The 19,458-nt window shown below is 68.6% G+C and carries 13 protein-coding genes and 2 rRNA genes; 6 read left to right on the forward strand and 9 right to left on the reverse strand.

The window, feature by feature from the left end; translation table 11 throughout:
- Window positions 1-50 precede the first annotated feature (50 nt).
- Window positions 51-1,220 carry a winged helix-turn-helix domain-containing protein gene (locus tag ACFY16_RS03485; protein ID WP_390645389.1) on the forward strand — a complete coding sequence of 390 codons (1,170 nt, stop codon included), beginning with the start codon at window positions 51-53 and terminating at the stop codon, window positions 1,218-1,220.
- A 22-nt stretch (window positions 1,221-1,242) separates the two neighbouring features.
- Here the strand turns inward: ACFY16_RS03485 and ACFY16_RS03490 are convergent, their stop codons facing one another.
- From ACFY16_RS03490 to mtnA, 7 genes are all read right to left on the reverse strand, one after another.
- On the reverse strand, window positions 1,243-1,989 hold the full coding sequence (locus ACFY16_RS03490; protein WP_390645390.1) for a response regulator: 747 nt from the start codon (window positions 1,987-1,989) through the stop codon (window positions 1,243-1,245).
- A gap of 207 nt (window positions 1,990-2,196) precedes the next feature.
- Window positions 2,197-2,889: a ribosome hibernation-promoting factor, HPF/YfiA family gene (gene hpf, locus ACFY16_RS03495; RefSeq protein WP_390645391.1), complete on the reverse strand. Its 693-nt coding sequence runs from the start codon at window positions 2,887-2,889 to the stop codon at window positions 2,197-2,199.
- A 315-nt stretch (window positions 2,890-3,204) separates the two neighbouring features.
- The gene (locus ACFY16_RS03500; RefSeq protein ID WP_390645392.1) at window positions 3,205-4,140 is read right to left on the reverse strand and encodes a ComF family protein; all 936 of its coding nucleotides are present in this window, start codon (window positions 4,138-4,140) and stop codon (window positions 3,205-3,207) included.
- A gap of 324 nt (window positions 4,141-4,464) precedes the next feature.
- On the reverse strand, window positions 4,465-6,300 hold the full coding sequence (locus ACFY16_RS03505; RefSeq protein WP_390645393.1) for an LpqB family beta-propeller domain-containing protein: 1,836 nt from the start codon (window positions 6,298-6,300) through the stop codon (window positions 4,465-4,467).
- Window positions 6,290-8,365, reverse strand: a complete 2,076-nt coding sequence (gene mtrB, locus ACFY16_RS03510; RefSeq protein ID WP_390645394.1) for an MtrAB system histidine kinase MtrB — start codon at window positions 8,363-8,365, stop codon at window positions 6,290-6,292. Before mtrB ends, ACFY16_RS03505 begins: the two co-directional genes overlap by 11 nt.
- Before the next feature lies 1 nt (window position 8,366).
- Window positions 8,367-9,056 carry a two-component system response regulator MtrA gene (mtrA, locus tag ACFY16_RS03515; RefSeq protein ID WP_351150236.1) on the reverse strand — a complete coding sequence of 230 codons (690 nt, stop codon included), beginning with the start codon at window positions 9,054-9,056 and terminating at the stop codon, window positions 8,367-8,369.
- A gap of 4 nt (window positions 9,057-9,060) precedes the next feature.
- Window positions 9,061-10,203: an S-methyl-5-thioribose-1-phosphate isomerase gene (mtnA, locus tag ACFY16_RS03520; protein ID WP_390645395.1), complete on the reverse strand. Its 1,143-nt coding sequence runs from the start codon at window positions 10,201-10,203 to the stop codon at window positions 9,061-9,063.
- 140 nt (window positions 10,204-10,343) lie between these two features.
- On the opposite strand from mtnA, the gene ACFY16_RS03525 reads away from it, so the two are divergent.
- The 5 genes from ACFY16_RS03525 to ACFY16_RS03545 are packed head-to-tail and all read left to right on the forward strand — an operon-like array spanning window position 10,344 to window position 15,957.
- Window positions 10,344-11,678, forward strand: coding sequence for a hypothetical protein (locus ACFY16_RS03525; RefSeq protein ID WP_390645396.1), 1,335 nt, complete (start codon window positions 10,344-10,346; stop codon window positions 11,676-11,678).
- A gap of 43 nt (window positions 11,679-11,721) precedes the next feature.
- Entirely contained in the window at window positions 11,722-12,465 is a 744-nt protein-coding gene (locus ACFY16_RS03530; protein WP_390646087.1) for a DUF4129 domain-containing protein, read from the forward strand.
- Window positions 12,462-13,658: a DUF4350 domain-containing protein gene (locus ACFY16_RS03535; RefSeq protein ID WP_390645397.1), complete on the forward strand. Its 1,197-nt coding sequence runs from the start codon at window positions 12,462-12,464 to the stop codon at window positions 13,656-13,658. The genes ACFY16_RS03530 and ACFY16_RS03535 overlap by 4 nt, the downstream gene beginning before the upstream one ends.
- Entirely contained in the window at window positions 13,658-14,647 is a 990-nt protein-coding gene (locus ACFY16_RS03540; RefSeq protein WP_390646088.1) for an AAA family ATPase, read from the forward strand. The genes ACFY16_RS03535 and ACFY16_RS03540 overlap by 1 nt, the downstream gene beginning before the upstream one ends.
- Window positions 14,647-15,957: a DUF58 domain-containing protein gene (locus tag ACFY16_RS03545; protein ID WP_390645398.1), complete on the forward strand. Its 1,311-nt coding sequence runs from the start codon at window positions 14,647-14,649 to the stop codon at window positions 15,955-15,957. Before ACFY16_RS03540 ends, ACFY16_RS03545 begins: the two co-directional genes overlap by 1 nt.
- A 124-nt stretch (window positions 15,958-16,081) precedes the next feature.
- Here ACFY16_RS03545 and rrf read toward each other — a convergent pair.
- Window positions 16,082-16,198, reverse strand: a 5S ribosomal RNA gene (gene rrf, locus ACFY16_RS03550).
- 90 nt (window positions 16,199-16,288) lie between these two features.
- Window positions 16,289-19,407: ribosomal RNA gene (locus ACFY16_RS03555) — 23S ribosomal RNA — on the reverse strand.
- Between the last annotated feature and the right edge of the window lie 51 nt (window positions 19,408-19,458).

A 19,458-nucleotide genomic window follows, 5' to 3' on the forward strand; every position in this document is an offset into this window, starting at 1 on the left:
ACCCGCGGCTCACCCCCCGTTGTCAGTCCCACCCCCTATCGTGCGGAACCATGACGACCCCGCGCCCCACCCACCTCTCGGCGGACGACGCCCGCCGCATCGCGCTCCGCGCTCAGGGCTTCCTCGGCGCCCCCGACCGCCGCGCCGGTGTCCGCGGTGTCCTCCGCCACCTCGGCGCCGTCCAGCTCGACACCATCTCGGTCCTCGCCCGCTCCCACGAACTCGTTCCGTACGCCCGCCTCGGCGCCGTGGGCCGCAAGACGGTGGATGACGCCTATTGGACGGACACGCACGCGTTCGAGTACTGGTCGCACGCCGCCTGCATCCTCCCCATCGAGGAGTGGCCCCACTTCGCCTTCCGCCGCCGCGCCTACCGCAACCGCCCCCACTGGAACCACGAGCTGCCCGACGGCGTCTACGACCAGGTCATCAAGCAGCTCCGCGCCGAAGGCCCCCTCACGGCGACGGAGTTGGGCGGCGCGAAGAAGACCAGCGAGTGGTGGGACTGGTCCGGCACAAAGGTCGCCGTCGAACGCGCGCTGATGTACGGCGAGGTGGTCTGCGTCGAGCGCCGCGGATGGAAGCGTGTGTACGACCTGGCCGAGCGCGCGATCCCGGACGCGCTGCTGCACGACGAACTGGACGACACCGAGTGCATACGCCGCCTCGTCCGCCTGGCCGCCCGGTCCCTCGGCGTCGGCACGCGCGCGGACATCGCCGACTACCACCGTCTCAAGGGCGAGCAGTTCGACGCGGTGATCGCGGACTCGGGTCTGGTCCCGGTCACCGTGGAGGGCTGGGGCAAGCCCGCGTGGGCCGACCCGGCGGCGCTGGAGAGCGCCCCGCGTGGCCGCCACCGCACCACGCTCCTGTCCCCGTTCGACTCGCTGATCTGGGAGCGGGCGCGCACGGAGCGGATCTTCGGCTTCACCCACCGCCTGGAGGCCTACGTTCCCAAGCCCAAGCGGGTGTACGGCTACTTCGCGATGCCGGTCCTCGCCGGCGGCCGGCTCGTCGGCCGCGTGGATCCGGCCCGCGAGGGCCGTACGCTCGTCGCCAAGCAGGTCTCCCTGGAGGACGCGAAGGCGGTCCCGTCAGTGGCCCAGGCCCTGCTGGAGGCGGCTGGCTGGGTGGGCTGCACGGACGTACGCGTGGAACGCGTGGACGCGGCTCACCTGCGCGAACCCCTCGCCAAGGAGCTCGCCCGCGCCCTCGCCTAGAACCTGTCCCCCTGTCCGGCGGTTACCGGATCTCGAGGATCTTCTCCCGCATCGCGTACACGACCGCCTCCATCCTGGAGTGCAGCTGCAGCTTCTCCAGGATGTTGCGCACGTGGTTCTTCACGGTGTTCTCGGAGATGAACAATTCCTTGGCGATGTCACGGTTGTTCATCCCGGTGGCGACGAGCTTGAGCACTTCCAGCTCGCGGTCCGTCAACCGCGGCGCGGGCACCAGTCGGCGCTCGTCGGTCCGCTGGATCATCGACTTGAACTCGGTGAGCAGCTTCGACGCCATGGAGGGGCTGATCTGCGACTGCCCGTCGGCCACCGCGCGAATGGCGGTGGCCACCTCGTCCGTGGAGATCTCCTTCAGGAGGTACCCGGTCGCGCCGGCCTTGATCGCCTCGTAGAGATCGGCTTCCTCGTCACTGATCGTCAACATGATGATCTTGGCGCTGGGCGCCACCTCCTTGATGGAGGTGCACGCCTCGATACCGCCGCGCTTCGGCATCCGTACGTCCATCAGGATGATGTCCGGCAGCAGGTCGGCGGCCTTGTCGACGGCCTCGGCCCCGTCGCCCGCCTCCCCTACGACCTGGATGTCCTCCTCGGCCGCGAGCACGATCTCCAGGCCACGGCGGAACAGGGCATGGTCGTCCACGACAAGGACCCTGATCGGTTCCTTGCGTGGAGCGCCTGCGTCCGGGCCCATGCCGACGACGCCGCCGTCGGCATCCCCGTCACGCATCGGTCCGAAGCTGTCCGCCATCGTTCCTCCCCCTGAAGGCTCTGGCCTGTGGTCCTGTGCCGTCACCAACCCAAGGCAACGGCCCACCGGTTGAGCCGTTGCGCCCATGATTTCATGCCCGGACCACAACGCGGTGACAGAGCGGTGCGCTAAGCGGGCGCACACCGGTGCCCCTGGGGGCGCACGCGCGCTCCAGGGGCACCGCCTCAGCTGTCATCCGTGAAGGTGTCAGCCACCGAGTGCGCCACCCGCGTCGGGGGAGTGCGCCTGGGTGACCATCGTGTCCGTGCTGAGGTGGATCACACCGTAGTCATAGGCGTGCCGCCGGTAGACGACACTCGGTTCCTTGGTCTCGGAGTCGACGAACAGATAGAAGTCGTGTCCGACCAGTTCCATCTCGTAGAGAGCCTGGTCGAGCGTCATGGGGGCAGCGACGTGGGTCTTCTCGCGGACCACCAGGGGGCCTTCGCCCTGCACTTCCAGCGAGCCGACCTTCTTCGTGGGCACGCCCTCCGACTCGTCCGCCGAGACGGGGAGGCCATTGCCGTTGAGTGTCGCCACTCCCGGAACGTGGTCGGGGACCTCTGCTGCCGTGAGCCTGCGGGCACCACGGCGCGTGTATCGCTTGTCGTGCTGCTTGCGCAGCCGGGCGTCCAGCTTCTCCGCTGCCAGGTCGAGCGCCGCGTACGGATCGCTGGCCGCTGCCTCCGCCCGGATCACCGGCCCGCGGGAGCGGAGCGTGATCTCCACTCGGTCGCAGCGGTCCGCCTGTCGGGGGTTGGGCTCCTTGGACACCTCGACGTCGAGGCTGATCACCTTGCCATCGAGCTTCTGGATCTTCTCCAGGTTCAGCTTCTCGGCCACGTGCTTGCGGAACCGCTCGGGCACCTCGGTCTTGCGGCCCTTGACGACGATGTCCACGCAGAACTCCGTTCCCGGATCGCCCCGCATCAGCGGCGGAGCATCTCCCTTTTGCACCAGGCTCCGGTGAACTCCGGAACCTCGGACTCCGTGACTTCCACCTCCTCCTCCCCCATGGGCAAGGTCTACACCCCCGACGCTGCGGTTGATTGCACAAAACACCAGCGCGGCATTCGGATATGCGAGGGGTGGCCTGCGGCTTTCCCTCACAACCGAACATATCTCGCCCGGACGGATGTCGTCACCCTCTACCGCGGCGTACCTCCGTTCAGGTGAATTGACCCTCTCAATACCTGCAACGATGCAAGTTCGCAGTCAGTTCCGGTTTAATTCGAAAGAATCCGGCGGCGCCGCGACCACGGCCGCGCAGATCAGCCCGTGGACCCCGTTCGCATGCGCCGTTCCCTGCTCGGTCCTGCCCAGGTCCGGCCTCCCTTCGGCTGCCCTGCCTGTCCGCTCCTCTCTGCCTTCCCGACTTGCCCGCGAATACACGGGCGTTGCCCCCCTGACCCCGCGTACGACCGCTGCCGGTGGCCTCCCGCGGGCTGCGGCCTGCGCGGTGGCCGCCCGAACGGCCCGCGCCGCCTCGGCGAGTGAGGCGCCCGTCGTCATCAGGTCGTCGACGAGAACGACCGGTCCGCCGCCGAGCAGCCGCCCGGCACCGGACACCACGGCCAGCGCGCCCGCGAGATTGTCGAGCCGCTGCCGGGAGTTGAGTCCCGCCTGGTCGGCCACGGCCCGCCGCTGCCGCAGCACGGCGAGCACACGGGCCGGTGTCCCGGTCCGCCGCAGCTCACCGGCCGCCGCGAGCGCGATCCGCCGTGCCGGATCGTGTCCCCGCGCCCGCACCGCACGCCGCCCGGACGGCACAGGGACAAGGAGCACCTCTCGATCGGCCCCATTCGCTTCCCATCCGCCTCCCATGTCCGCAACGGCCCCGTGAAGCCGCGTCCCGGCCTCTCTCAGCCCGGACCGCACGGCTCCCGCCAGAGCGGTGCCGATCGGCCCCGTGAGCGCCAGCGCACCTCTCTCCTTATGGGCCAGCAGCACCGCCCGCGCCTCGTCCGCATACCGGGCCGCCGCGTGCACGAGCGGCAGCCCGGGCGGTTCCGGAACCGGTCGCACCCGGCTCGGTGCGGCCCCGCTCAGGGCGGCACGGCACTCCGCGCAGAGCACCGTGCGAGGCCTTCCGCAGCCTCCGCACTCGGCCGGCAGCACCAGATCGGTGAGGTCCTGCCACCACCCCCGCATACCCACCACTGTGCCAAAACCCGCCCGACTCGACCAGGCCTGTGGAAAACCCCCACCCTGTGGAAAACGGCCTGTGGAAAACTCCGGGCAATAGCCCACACTCCGCGGTCACCGCACGAGCGCCGACAGCCCGCAATAGCGGATGGCCGCCTCCGCCCGGGCAATACCCCGAACCGAAACGGCCGTCCGCCTCGATCTTTCGCCCCGAAAGAATCCGGAGCCGCGTCCGCTCACCCTCGGAAACCAGAGCTGAACGACGCCCTCACCGCGAAAAGCTGAGCCGAACGACGCCCTCACCCCGAAAACCGGAGCAGACCCGCCTGCTCACCCTGGATAAACCGGCGCCGACCCGTCCTTGACGACCTTCTGCCACTGCGCCCCGGCGGGCAGCCGGACGATCCCGTCCTCCGAGTACGCCACCAGCGGCAGCCGTTCGTCCTCGGACGCGGCGATCTCCGACACGCCGGTCAGGGCGGCAGGTGGCGCCGGCGCCTCCGGCACGGAGCCGTCGACCTGGGCGTACCGCATCTGCTGCACGCCCCCCTTCTCCTGCCCGACCACCACGAGCCGACTGTCACCGGCCCACGCCATGGTCGTGACCTCTTCCAACTCGGGGGTCGCGGAACGCAGTTCGAGGACCGAGATCACCGGCCGCTCGCCGCCCTTCTCGTCCCGCTCGATCCGCCCGATGAACAATGACCCCTTGCCGTCCTTCTCCACCACGAGCGCGATGCGCACCCCGTCGGCGGCCACCCGCACGTCCCTGATACGCCCGTCCAGGCCCGGAGTGCGCACCTCCAGCGGCTGGCCCGCGCCCTGCTCCAGCAGGAGCAGCCGTGGGTCGGCCGGGTTGCGGTCGGCCACCCACAGGTCACCCCGCGCGTCCCAGCTGGGCGTCGTCAGCCGGTCGGCCTCCTTCGCGCCCTGGCTGCGCAGCACGGGCTCCCCGAGCGAACTGCCCGAGACCAGTGACCCGACGTACAGCGTCTTACCGTCATAGCTCACGCCGGCCGCCATGTGCTCGTCCCGTGACACGGCCGCCGCCCGCAGCTCCTTGGTGCCCTCTCCGAGCGCCCCCGGCACCGGATCGGCCTTCGTGTCGCTGCTGGCACCCGAGATCCGCACCAGCTGGTGCTTGCCGTCGACGAAGTAGAGGTACTCGGGGTGCTTCACCGAGCCCCGAGAGGCGACGGTTCTGGCCGCTCCCTCGCGGAGGGAGCACAGTCGGGTGCTCCCCGCCCGCAGTTCGACCTCGTCCACGGCCGGGGTGAGGTTCTGCAGTGTGAACAGGAGCTGGGCCGCCATCTCGTTGCACTGAGCCTGCCCGACCTGGGCGGCCTTGTCGTTCAACGGCACAGTCAGCTTGTTCTGGTCGTCGGGCGTCAGCGAGGTGACGCCCTTCGTCAGCGCCGTACCGGTGGGGAAGCTCGATCTGACGACCGGCCGCAGCCAGCTGGTGGGCCCGTTGAGGAGTGAGCGCACCATCTCCGTCGTCGGATCCACACGCTCACGCACGTAGACGGGATCGGCGACGGCCACCGCCTGTCTGTTCGCCGAGACGGCACTGTTCGAGGCGAAGTAGTACTTGTTGACGGACATGTAGTTGCGCTGGAAGTCCGACTTGCCCATGACGACGCCCTGCGGCAGCCCGTCGATGCGCCACTGCCCGGTCTTCTGGTTCCGGGTGAGGTGCACCGGCTGGCGGTAGCTCCCGGAGTCGGGCGTGTAGGCCTGCTGTGCGTCCACGCTGGCGACCCGGGTGCCGGTCAGTGTGAACGAGAAGTCGACGCCGTCCACCCGACTCCCCGAAGGGTTGGGCTCGGTCCCCGGCCCGTCCGTGAGCACCGTGGTCGACACGTCCGGCTTCCACGTCTGCCTGGCCTCACCCGTCAGGTACTGGCGCGCTGTCGCATAACTTGGATCGTCGCTGGTCAGCGCCTCCAGAAAGCCCTGAACGATCTCCGAGGGCTGCGCGTCCTCCCGCGGCGGCATCGCGAACACCCGCACCTGCGTGTCCTGGCGCGGCGTGGAATCGACACCACGCAGGTCCCCGCTGTCCGGCATCGACGCACACCCCGCCAGCAGTACGACCCCGCCGGCGGCGTAGGCCACCGCGCGCCCTGGCCTGCGCCGGGCGCCCCCCTCGCGGTCAGCGCCCACGAAATGCCTCCCCTTGCTTGTCCGCGTCCTCAGGCCGGGTGTCCCGGCGGGAGGCGACCCCCGCCTCCACGGCGGGCGTGTCGCCCTGTCGTCGCCCGTCCGGACCGGGCGGACCCGGCCGTGGCACCACGCGCGCGCCGTTGCCGGGCAGCGCCGTCGGGTCGGCCGTGGGGGTCACGGTGGCCGACCGCGGTACCAGAGCGGCCCGCGACGAAGACACCTGGTCACCGGTCTGCTGCACCGGCACGGTGGCGGCCTTCTCGCCGCCCCCACGCGGCAGACCGGCCTCATCAAGTCCACGATTACGCCGCGAGTCCTTGGGCTCCAGCGGTATCGGCGAGCCCCGTAGCGGCTCGTCCGCGGTGCGCGGCAGCGTCAGCCGGAACTGCGAGCCGCCGCCCGGCTCACCCCACGCCTGCAGCCAGCCGCCGTGCAGCCGCGCGTCCTCCAGAGCGATGGACAGCCCCAGACCCGTACCCCCGGTGGTACGCGCGCGTGCCGGATCCGCCCGCCAGAAGCGGCTGAAGACGCGGGTCGCCTCGCCAGGCTTGAGCCCGACGCCGTAGTCACGCACCGCGACCGCGACCGCTCCGCCCGCCGCGGCGAGCTTGACGACGACGTCGTTGCCCTCGCCGTGCTCCACGGCGTTGACGACGAGGTTGCGCAGCACCCGCTCCACCCGCCGGGCATCCGCCTCGGCGACGACCGGCTGCTGGTCGCCGACGACCCGTATCGTCGTTCCCTTGCGCTCGGCCAGTGGTTCGGCACCGCTGACCACCCGCCGCACGACCTCCCTGAGGTCTATCGCCTCGGCCTCCAGCGCCGCCGCGCCCGCGTCGAAGCGGCTGATCTCCAGCAGGTCCGCGAGCAGCGTCTCGAACCGGTCCAGCTGATCGGCGAGCAGCTCGGCCGACCGCGCGGTCACCGGGTCGAAGTCCACGCGCGCGTCGTGGATGACGTCGGCGGCCATCCGCACGGTCGTCAGCGGCGTACGCAGCTCGTGCGACACGTCGGACACGAACCGCCGCTGCATCCGCGACAGGTCCTCCAACTGCTGGATCTTCAACTGCAGGTTCTGCGCCATCTTGTTGAAGGCCTCGCCGAGCCGCGCGATGTCGTCCTCGCCGGTGACCTTCATACGTTCCTGCAGGCGCCCCGCGGACAGCCGTTCGGCAATCCCGGCGGCCATCCGCACGGGCGTGACGACCTGCCGCACCACGAGCCATGCGATGGCCCCGAGGAGTACGACAACGAAGAGGCCCGCGGTCGCGAGGGTGCCCTTGACCAGGCTCAGGGACTTCTCCTCCTGCGTGAGCGGGAAGAGGTAGTACAGCTGGTACGGGGCGCCGTTCGGGTCGTTGACCTGCTTGCCGATGACCAGGGCCGGCTGCGACTCCTTGCCGTCGTCCTTGTAAATGATGCGGGTATAGCTCTGGGCGGCCGCCGTACTGCTGTCAATACGTGCGCGCAGGTTCTCGGGCACGCTCGTCGTCGGGTCGACGCCGCCGGACGCACGCGGCCCGCGCCCGCCGGCGCTGTCCTCGCCCGCGGGCAGGGTCACCACGTCGAAGGCGCCCTGACCACCGCTGGAGAGCGACGACACAAGGTTGCTCATCCATTCGATGAGGTTCTGGGACGGTCGGCCGTCCACCGTCGAGGCTTCGCCGTCGGTGCCGGCCGCGGCTTCGTCCGCCTTCTGCTTGGCCACCGCGAACCCGCCCGTGGCCTGGCCCTGCGACGCCTTCACCTTGGCGTCCAGCAGGCCGTTGCGCACCTGCCCGATGACGACGAAGCCCAGCAGCAGGACGACACCCAGCGACATCAGCAGCGTCGTGACGACGACCTTGAGCTGGATGTTGCGCCGCCACAGCCGCATGACGGGCAGCAGCGGCCGGCGCACCCAGCGCATGAAAAGGCGGAGGACCGGGCTGCCCTGGACCCCGCCCTGAAACAGCCCGGCCTCCCACAGGCGTCCCCAGCGGGAGCCCGCCGTCTTCCGGCCGACAGGCCGCCCGGCTCGGGCCCCGTTCCGCCCGGGCGCCGACGCGGCGCTGTCACCCGGCATGTCAGCTCGGCCCTGCCTTGTAACCCACACCACGGACGGTCACCACGATCTCCGGCCGCTCCGGATCCTTCTCGACCTTGGAGCGCAGCCTCTGTACGTGCACGTTGACCAGACGGGTGTCCGCCGCGTGCCGATAGCCCCACACCTGCTCGAGCAGGACCTCACGCGTGAACACCTGCCACGGCTTGCGGGCCAGCGCGACCAGCAGGTCGAACTCCAGCGGCGTCAGCGCGATCGACTGCCCGTCCCTCTTCACGGAGTGACCGGCCACGTCGATGACCAGATCGCCGATGGCGAGCTGCTCCGGCGTCGGCTCCTCCGACCTCCGCAGCCGCGCCCGGATCCGGGCGACCAGCTCCTTCGGCTTGAACGGCTTCACGATGTAGTCGTCGGCACCCGACTCCAGGCCCACGACGACGTCGACGGTGTCGCTCTTCGCCGTGAGCATCACGATCGGCACCCCTGACTCCGCCCTGATCAGGCGGCACACCTCGATACCGTCCCGTCCGGGCAGCATCAGGTCCAGGAGCACCAGGTCCGGCTTGCTCTCACGGAAAGCGGCCAGCGCCTTGTCGCCGTCGGCTACGAAAGACGGCTCAAAACCTTCACCACGCAACACAATGCCGAGCATCTCGGCCAGTGCGGTGTCGTCATCGACGACAAGGACTCGTCCCTTCATAAACGACATCATCCCATTAGCTAATCGTTACCTGGCGTGACCTGGCACACAGCTCGGCAAGAGCCTCAGCGGTCACGGGCGAAACGGCACCTTCTTCGGTGACGATCGCCGTCACCAGCTCCGGCGGCGTCACGTCGAACGCCGGGTTGTACGCCTGGGTTCCCAGGGGTGCCACCGGAACCCCGCCTCCCGCTCCCGTCACCGGCACCTGCGGTGCTGTGACCTCGGTCACCTCGAATCCGGGACGCTGCTCGACCTCTATCGCCGCCCCGTCCGGCGTCTCCGGATCCACCGTCGTCACCGGTGCCACCACGATGAACGGCACATGGTGGTACCGCGCGAGCACCGCGAGCGGATAGCTCCCCACCTTGTTCGCCACCGAACCGTCGGCCGCGATGCGGTCGGCCCCGATCAACACCGCGTCCACCTCCCCCGCCGCGAACAGCGAACCTGCCGCGTTGTCCGTGAGCAAGGTGTACGCCATGCCGGTACGGGCCGCCTCGTACGCCGTCAGGCGAGCACCTTGCAGCAACGGACGCGTTTCGTCCACCCACAGGCGCCGCAGCCGCCCCACCCGGTGCGCCGCGAGGGCCACCGCGAACGCCGTTCCCTCCCCGCCGGACACCAGCGATCCGGTGTTGCAGTGCGTGAGCACACGGTGCCCGCCAGCGGGCAGCAGCTCGTCGAGCAGCGCCAGCCCGTGCCGGGCCATACGGGCGCTGGCCTCCGCGTCCTCCCGGTGCAGCTGCCGCGCCGCGGCCAGCGCCGCCTCGGCCGCCTGCCGCTCGTCACCACTGCGGACGAGCGCGGCCGTGTACGCCGCCCGGGCCCTGCGCACCCCGACGGCCAGGTTCACCGCCGTGGGCCGGGCACCCGCCAGCCCGTTCGCTGCCTCGTCCACGTCGAACCCGCGAGCGGCGGCAAGCGCGACGCCGTACGCCCCGGCGATGCCGAGCAGCGGCGCCCCGCGCACGGCGAGCGAACGGATCGCCTCCACCAGCGCGGACGCGTCCGTACAGACCAGTTCGACCTCCTCGCTCGGCAGCCTCGTCTGGTCGAGGAGCACCAGTACCGGGCCTTCGGGTGGCTCTTCCCAACGGATCACGGGTATCTCGGTCGGCCGCTTGTCCTCGCCGGATTGCGCGTACTGATCAGCCATGCGGTCAGTCTGCCCCGTATCCGACGGACAATTGAAGGTGTACAGCACCTACCGCGGCCGGTCCCTCGGTGACCACCCCATGGCACGATGTCTGCCAACCTTCCGCCGCGACCGCGGACGGGCACCGTGAAGGAGCGACGATGAAAGACACTCCGGGCTGGGCCTCGCCCGGATCCGCCCCGTCCGACGGGCAGGAGCCCGGTGCGTCCGGCCCTGCCGAGCCCGCCGACCGACCCGGCTCCGCACAGCCCGCGGGCCAGTCGGGCACGGACCCGCAGAACCCCGCCGCGAAGTGGTCCCAGGTGCAGCCGCCACCGGCCCAGTGGTCCGCGCCGACCGGCCCGCAGAGCCCCGGCCAGGCGCCACCGCCCCCACCACCCGGCCCGGGCTGGGGCAACCGGCCCCCCAACGCCCCCGGCGGGGGCTACGGCGGCCCCGGTGGCCCGGCCCGCTACCCCGGCTGGGGAGCAGGCTGGGGCGGCCCCCCGCCCGCGGCCAAGCCCGGCGTGATCCCGCTGCGCCCGCTCGGCGTCGGCGAGATCCTCGACGGCGCGGTGTCCACGATGCGCACCCACTGGCGCACCGTGCTGGGCTTCTCGCTCGCTGTCGCGGTCGTCATGGAGATCGTCGTCGTCCTGCTGCGCGGCCTCGTCCTGGACGAGAGCGCCGGCACCGAAGCCCTCGACGACCCGAGCGCGACATTGGGCGAACTGACCCGAGCCATGGGCAACTCCCTGCTCAGCTCCGGTGTCCTCCTCCTGGTCTCCATGATCGGCACCATCGTGGCGACGGCCCTGCTCACCGCGGTCACCAGCCGCGCCGTCCTCGGCAAGTCGGTGACCACGGGCGAATCCTGGCGTGACGCCCGCCCGCAGGTGGCGAAACTGTTCGGCCTGATCTTCCTGCTCCTGCTCCTCACGTTCGGTGTCGCCGTCGCGGGCGCGGTGCCCGGCATCCTCATCGCCGTCGCGGGAGCCGGTGACGCGGGCACCGCCCTCGCCGTCCTGGGCAGCATGGGCTCCGCCGTCGTGGCCCTGTGGCTGATGGTCCGCTACTCCCTGGCCTCGCCCGCGCTGATGCTGGAGAAGCAGGGCATCGCGAAGTCGATGAGCCGCTCCGCGAAGCTCGTGCGCGGCGCCTGGTGGCGGGTGTTCGGCATCCAGCTGCTCGGGGCGTTCATCGCGAACATCGTCGCCGCGATCGTCGTCGTCCCCTTCACCTTCCTCGCCGCCGCTCTGAGCGGCGGCGGCGTCTCCGGCTTCCTCACCAGCAGCAGCGACTACGGCTGGACGTTCCTCATCATCAGCGGAATCGGCGCGGTGATCGGCTCCATGATCACCTTCCCGATCAGTGCCGGCGTCACCGTGCTCCTCTACATCGACCAGCGCATCCGCCGCGAGGCCCTCGACCTCGAACTGGCCCGCGCCGCGGGCGTCCAGGGCTACGGCACCTCCGGCGCCACACCGGGGAGCTGATGCGGTGAGTCTGACGGGGGGAATTCTCACAACGGTGCCGGCACTGCCACGCACCACCGACACGGCCGTACGGTCCTTGCTGCGCGCCGCCGACACATCCGTACTGTCGCTGGCACGCTCCGGCGACGAGCCGCCGGTGACGATCGGCCGGGACCCCGCGCGCGAGGCCGCCCGGCGCGAACTGTCCAAGGGGGTGTACCACCAGAACGACCCCGGCCTGATCGAACGCGCCATGAACGCCTTCTGGGACTGGGTCGGCAGACTGCTCGACACCGCCTCGACCGCGACTCCCGGAGGGGCACTCGGACTGGTCGTGATCGTCCTGGCCGTCATCGCCGTCCTGGCCGCCCTGTGGTGGCGCCTGGGCACCCCGCACCGCCGACCCACCTCCTCCCCCGCCCTGTTCGACGACCGCCCCCGTACCGCCGCCGAACACCGCGCGGCCGCCGAGGCCCACGCCGCCCAGGGCCACTGGAACCAAGCCGTCCAGGAACACATGCGGGCCATCGTCCGCTCCCTGGAGGAACGCGCCCTCCTCGACGTCCGCCCCGGCCGCACCGCCGACGAGGCCGCCGCGGAGGCGGGCCGCGCACTGCCCGACCACACGGACCGGCTGCGCACCGCCGCACGGGACTTCGACGACGTCACGTACGGCGGCCGCAGGGCGAGCGAGCAGTCGTACCACCGCATCGCCGAACTCGACCGCGACCTGGAGCGCACCAAACCCCAGCTCGCGAGCAGCACCCCCAGCACGGCCCACGACGCCCGCCAGGGAGCCTCCGGATGACCATCGGGGCCACGCTGCCATCCACTTCGACCTCGCCCACCACCCGCCAGGTATGGACCCGCGCGCGAGGCATCGCTCTCGCTCTCGTCGTGCTCCTGGCAGGGGCCGTAGCGATCGCCATCCTCCGCTCCGACGCCCGGCACGGCGAGCTCGACCCGCGCTCCGCCGACCCGTACGGCAGTCGTGCGGTGGCCGAACTCCTCGCCGAACGCGGCGTCGACACACGCGTGGTGACGACCCTGGAGGAGGCCCGTGCCGCGGCCGGCCCGGACACCACCGTCCTGGTCGCCGTCCCCGACCTGTTGACAGAACGCCAACAAACCCGGTTGCACTCCACGACCGCCGCCTCCGGCGGCCGTACCGTCCTTGTCGCCGCCGGCAGCTGGTCCGTCGGGAAACTCGCCCCCGGTGTCACCGCGGACCCCGCCACCAGCCTCGACTCGGCACTCTCTCCCGCATGCGACCTGCCTGCCGCCCGGCGCGCGGGCACCGCCGACACCGGCGGCATCCGCTACACCACCACCCACCTCGACGCCGACGAGTGCTACCCGAGCGAACGCCTGGCCACCCTGCTGCGCATCCCGGACACCTCCGGGGACGGCGACACCGTCGTACTCGGCGCGCCCGACATCCTCTACAACGACACCCTCGACGAGCAGGGCAACGCCTCGCTCGCCCTCCAACTCCTCGGCTCTCGCCCTCATCTGGTCTGGTACCTCCCCTCGCTCTCCGACGACTCGGCCACCGGCACGGCCGATGAAAAGGGCTTCTTCGACCTGCTCCCGTCCGGCTGGCTCTGGGGCACCCTGCAGCTCTTCGTCGCGGCAGCCCTGGCCGCCCTGTGGCGGGCACGCCGACTCGGCCCCCTAGTGCCCGAAAGACTCCCCGTGGCGATCCGCGCCTCCGAAACCGTCGAAGGCCGCGCCCGCCTCTACCGCAAGGCGAACGCCCGCGACCGCGCGGCCGCCGCTCTTCGCTCCACCACCCGCACCCGCCTCGCCCCCCTCGTAGGCGTCCCCGTCCCCCAGGCACACACGCCCGAGGCCCTGCTCCCCGCGCTGTCCGCCCAGCTCCACAGCGACGGACAGTCCCTGCGCTCCCTGCTGTTCGGCCCGCCGCCCAGCGACGACGCGGCCCTGATCGCACTCGCCGACCAACTCGACGCCCTCGAAAGAGAGGTACGCCGTTCATGATGGACCCGACCACTGACAACGCCGGGTACACCAGGGATCAGGGCAACGCCCGGACCTCCCTGGAAGCCCTGCGCGCCGAGATCGCCAAAGCCGTGGTCGGCCAGGACCCCGCCGTGACCGGCCTCGTCGTCGCCCTCCTGTGCCGCGGACACGTTCTCCTTGAAGGAGTCCCCGGAGTCGCCAAAACGTTGCTCGTCCGCGCCCTCGCCTCCGCGCTCGAACTCGACACCAAGCGCGTCCAGTTCACTCCGGACCTGATGCCGAGCGACGTGACGGGCTCCCTGGTCTACGACGCCCGTACCGCCGAGTTCTCCTTCCAGCCCGGCCCGGTCTTCACCAACCTCCTCCTCGCCGACGAGATCAACCGCACGCCCCCGAAAACCCAGTCGTCCCTCCTCGAGGCCATGGAGGAACGCCAGGTCACGGTCGACGGCACCCCCCGTCCCCTCCCCGACCCCTTCCTGGTCGCCGCGACCCAGAACCCGGTCGAGTACGAGGGCACGTACCCCCTGCCCGAGGCCCAACTGGACCGCTTCCTCCTCAAACTGACGATCCCTCTTCCCTCCCGCCAGGACGAGATCGACGTCCTGACCCGCCACGCCGAGGGCTTCAACCCGCGCGACCTGCGCGCCGCCGGCGTACGCCCCGTGGCAGGCCCGGCCGACCTGGAAGCCGCCCGCGCCGCGGTCGCCAAGACAGCCGTCTCTCCCGAGATCACCGCCTACGTGGTGGACATCTGCCGCGCCACGCGGGAGTCCCCCTCACTCACCCTGGGCGTCTCCCCGCGCGGCGCCACGGCCCTCCTGGCGACCTCGCGCGCGTGGGCGTGGCTCACGGGCCGCGACTACGTCATCCCCGATGACGTGAAGGCCCTGGCCCTGCCCACGCTCCGCCACCGTGTGCAGCTTCGCCCGGAGGCCGAGATGGAGGGCGTGACGGCCGACTCGGTCATCAACGCGATCCTCGCCCACGTCCCCGTCCCCCGCTGATGGCGCTCACCGGACGCGCCGCCCTGCTGGCGGCACTCGGCTCCCTGCCCGTCGGCATCTGGGCGCCCAGCTGGACGGGCATCCTCGCTGTGAACGCCCCCCTGGCCGTGGCCTGTGCCTGCGATTTCGTCCTCGCGGCACCGGTACGACGCCTGGGCCTGACGCGCTCCGGCGACAGTTCCGTACGTCTGGGCGAGGCCGCCGACGTCACCCTCACCGTCACCAACCCCACTCGCCGCCCGCTTCGCGCACAACTCCGCGACGCCTGGCCCCCCAGCAGCTGGCAGCCCGGCACTGAGGGGCCCGCCTCCCGCCACCTCCTGGCGGTCCCCGCGGGCGAGCGCAGGCGAATCACCACTCGCCTACGTCCCACCCGCCGAGGCGACCGCCAGGCGGACCGAGTGACGATCCGTTCCTACGGCCCCCTGCGCCTCTTCTCCCGTCAAGGCGCCCACACCGTCCCGTGGACGGTACGGGTCCTTCCCCCCTTCACCAGCCGCAAGCACCTCCCGTCCAAGCTCGCCCGTCTGCGCGAGCTCGACGGCCGCACCAGCGTGCTCACGCGGGGCGAGGGCACGGAATTCGACAGCCTGCGCGAGTACGTCCCCGGCGACGACACCCGCTCCATCGACTGGCGCGCCACGGCCCGCCAGACCACGGTCGCCGTACGCACCTGGCGCCCTGAACGCGACCGCCACATCCTGCTGGTCCTCGACACCGGCCGCACTTCGGCGGGCCGCGTGGGTGACGCGCCACGCCTCGACGCCTCCATGGACGCGGCACTGCTGCTGGCCGCTTTGGCATCCCGCGCCGGCGACCGAGTCGATCTCCTCGCATACGACCGCCGGGTACGCGCCCTCGTCCAGGGCCGAACCGCCGGCGACGTCCTGCCGTCCCTGGTCAACGCCATGGCCACACTCGAACCCGAACTGGTCGAGACGAACGCCCGAGGCCTCACGGCCACCGCCCTTCGTACGGCCCCTCGCCGCTCCTTGATCGTGCTGCTCACGACCCTCGACGCGGCCCCCGTGGAGGAAGGTCTCCTCCCCGTCCTGGCCCAGCTCACCCAGCGGCATACAGTGCTGGTGGCGTCGGTCGCCGACCCGCACATCGCCCGCATGGCTACGGCACGCGGCAACGCCGATGCGGTGTACGAGGCTGCGGCCGCCGCCCAGGCCCAGGCCGAACGCCATCGCACAGCCGAACAGCTCCGCCGGCATGGAGTCACGGTCGTCGACGCGACTCCGGACGAACTGGCTCCCGCGCTGGCGGACGCGTATTTGGCGCTGAAGGCGGCGGGTCGCCTGTGACAGGAGTGGTGAGCGCGCTCTGAGGGGAGGGCTCGCTCACTCAGCGATGTCGGGCAAAGGGCGGAACCTGAAACGCAGAAAACCCCCGTGCCGGTAATCCCGGCCGGGGGTTTTCTCAAAATTTGTTCGGCGGCGTCCTACTCTCCCACAGGGTCCCCCCTGCAGTACCATCGGCGCTGTAAGGCTTAGCTTCCGGGTTCGGAATGTAACCGGGCGTTTCCCTCACGCTATAACCACCGAAACACTATGAAACTCTCAACCGCACCGCCGTCGTGGCCCGACAACGGGGTTGTTCGTGGTTTCAGAACCAACACAGTGGACGCGAGCAACTGAGGACAAGCCCTCGGCCTATTAGTACCGGTCAACTCCACCCATTACTGGGCTTCCATATCCGGCCTATCAACCCAGTCGTCTACTGGGAGCCTTACCCCATCAAGTGGGTGGGAGTCCTCATCTCGAAGCAGGCTTCCCGCTTAGATGCTTTCAGCGGTTATCCCTCCCGAACGTAGCCAACCAGCCATGCCCTTGGCAGGACAACTGGCACACCAGAGGTTCGTCCGTCCCGGTCCTCTCGTACTAGGGACAGCCCTTCTCAAGACTCCTACGCGCGCAGCGGATAGGGACCGAACTGTCTCACGACGTTCTAAACCCAGCTCGCGTACCGCTTTAATGGGCGAACAGCCCAACCCTTGGGACCGACTCCAGCCCCAGGATGCGACGAGCCGACATCGAGGTGCCAAACCATCCCGTCGATATGGACTCTTGGGGAAGATCAGCCTGTTATCCCCGGGGTACCTTTTATCCGTTGAGCGACGGCGCTTCCACAAGCCACCGCCGGATCACTAGTCCCGACTTTCGTCCCTGCTCGACCCGTCGGTCTCACAGTCAAGCTCCCTTGTGCACTTACACTCAACACCTGATTGCCAACCAGGCTGAGGGAACCTTTGGGCGCCTCCGTTACTCTTTAGGAGGCAACCGCCCCAGTTAAACTACCCATCAGACACTGTCCCTGATCCGGATCACGGACCCAGGTTAGACATCCAGCACGACCAGAGTGGTATTTCAACGACGACTCCACCTGAACTGGCGTCCAAGCTTCACAGTCTCCCACCTATCCTACACAAGCCGAACCGAACACCAATATCAAACTGTAGTAAAGGTCCCGGGGTCTTTCCGTCCTGCTGCGCGAAACGAGCATCTTTACTCGTAGTGCAATTTCACCGGGCCTATGGTTGAGACAGTCGAGAAGTCGTTACGCCATTCGTGCAGGTCGGAACTTACCCGACAAGGAATTTCGCTACCTTAGGATGGTTATAGTTACCACCGCCGTTTACTGGCGCTTAAGTTCTCAGCTTCGCCACCCCGAAGAGTGACTAACCGGTCCCCTTAACGTTCCAGCACCGGGCAGGCGTCAGTCCGTATACATCGCCTTACGGCTTCGCACGGACCTGTGTTTTTAGTAAACAGTCGCTTCTCGCTGGTCTCTGCGGCCACCCCCAGCTCAGGATGTAAAACCCATCACCAGGAATGGCCCCCCTTCTCCCGAAGTTACGGGGGCATTTTGCCGAGTTCCTTAACCATAGTTCACCCGAACGCCTCGGTATTCTCTACCTGACCACCTGAGTCGGTTTAGGGTACGGGCCGCCATGAAACTCGCTAGAGGCTTTTCTCGACAGCATAGGATCATCCACTTCACCACAATCGGCTCGGCATCAGGTCTCACCCTGCATGAGCGGCGGATTTACCTACCACTCGGGCTACACCCTTACCCCGGGACAACCACCGCCCGGGATGGACTACCTTCCTGCGTCACCCCATCACTCACCTACTAACCGCTTGGTCCGGCGGCTCCACCACTTTCCATTCCCCGAAGGGTCCGGAACGGCTTCACGGCCTTAGCATCACGATGCTCGATGTTTGACGCTTCACAGCGGGTACCGGAATATCAACCGGTTATCCATCGACTACGCCTGTCGGCCTCGCCTTAGGTCCCGACTTACCCTGGGCAGATCAGCTTGACCCAGGAACCCTTAGTCAATCGGCGCACACGTTTCTCACGTGTGTATCGCTACTCATGCCTGCATTCTCACTCGTGAACCGTCCACCACTGCCTTCCGGCGCAGCTTCACCCGGCACACGACGCTCCCCTACCCATCACAGCGGGCGTTGGCCCTATTGCTGCAATGACACGACTTCGGCGGTACGCTTGAGCCCCGCTACATTGTCGGCGCGGAATCACTAGACCAGTGAGCTATTACGCACTCTTTCAAGGGTGGCTGCTTCTAAGCCAACCTCCTGGTTGTCTGTGCGACTCCACATCCTTTCCCACTTAGCGTACGCTTAGGGGCCTTAGTCGATGCTCTGGGCTGTTTCCCTCTCGACCATGGAGCTTATCCCCCACAGTCTCACTGCCGCGCTCTCACTTACCGGCATTCGGAGTTTGGCTAAGGTCAGTAACCCGGTAGGGCCCATCGCCTATCCAGTGCTCTACCTCCGGCAAGAAACACACGACGCTGCACCTAAATGCATTTCGGGGAGAACCAGCTATCACGGAGTTTGATTGGCCTTTCACCCCTAACCACAGGTCATCCCCCAGGTTTTCAACCCTGGTGGGTTCGGTCCTCCACGAAGTCTTACCTCCGCTTCAACCTGCCCATGGCTAGATCACTCCGCTTCGGGTCTTGAGCGTGCTACTAAAACGCCCTATTCGGACTCGCTTTCGCTACGGCTTCCCCACCCGGGTTAACCTCGCAACACACCGCAAACTCGCAGGCTCATTCTTCAAAAGGCACGCAGTCACGAGAATGTGCAAGCACATTCCGACGCTCCCACGGCTTGTAGGCACACGGTTTCAGGTACTATTTCACTCCGCTCCCGCGGTACTTTTCACCATTCCCTCACGGTACTATCCGCTATCGGTCACCAGGGAATATTTAGGCTTAGCGGGTGGTCCCGCCAGATTCACACGGGATTTCTCGGGCCCCGTGCTACTTGGGTGTCTCTCAAACGAGCCGCTGACGTTTCGACTACGGGGGTCTTACCCTCTACGCCGGACCTTTCGCATGTCCTTCGCCTACATCAACGGTTTCTGACTCGTCCTGTCGCCGGCAGACGACAGAAGAGAGATCCCACAACCCCGTATACGCAACCCCTGCCGGGTCTCACACGCATACGGTTTGGCCTCATCCGGTTTCGCTCGCCACTACTCCCGGAATCACGGTTGTTTTCTCTTCCTGCGGGTACTGAGATGTTTCACTTCCCCGCGTTCCCTCCACACTGCCTATGTGTTCAGCAGCGGGTGACAGCCCATGACGACTGCCGGGTTTCCCCATTCGGAAACCCCCGGATCAAAGCCTGGTTGACGACTCCCCGGGGACTATCGTGGCCTCCCACGTCCTTCATCGGTTCCTGGTGCCAAGGCATCCACCGTGCGCCCTTAAAAACTTGGCCACAGATGCTCGCGTCCACTGTGCAGTTCTCAAACAACGACCAACCACCCAT

The organism is Streptomyces sp. NPDC001315, assembly GCF_042896175.1.
Taxonomy (GTDB): Bacteria; Actinomycetota; Actinomycetes; order Streptomycetales; family Streptomycetaceae; genus Streptomyces.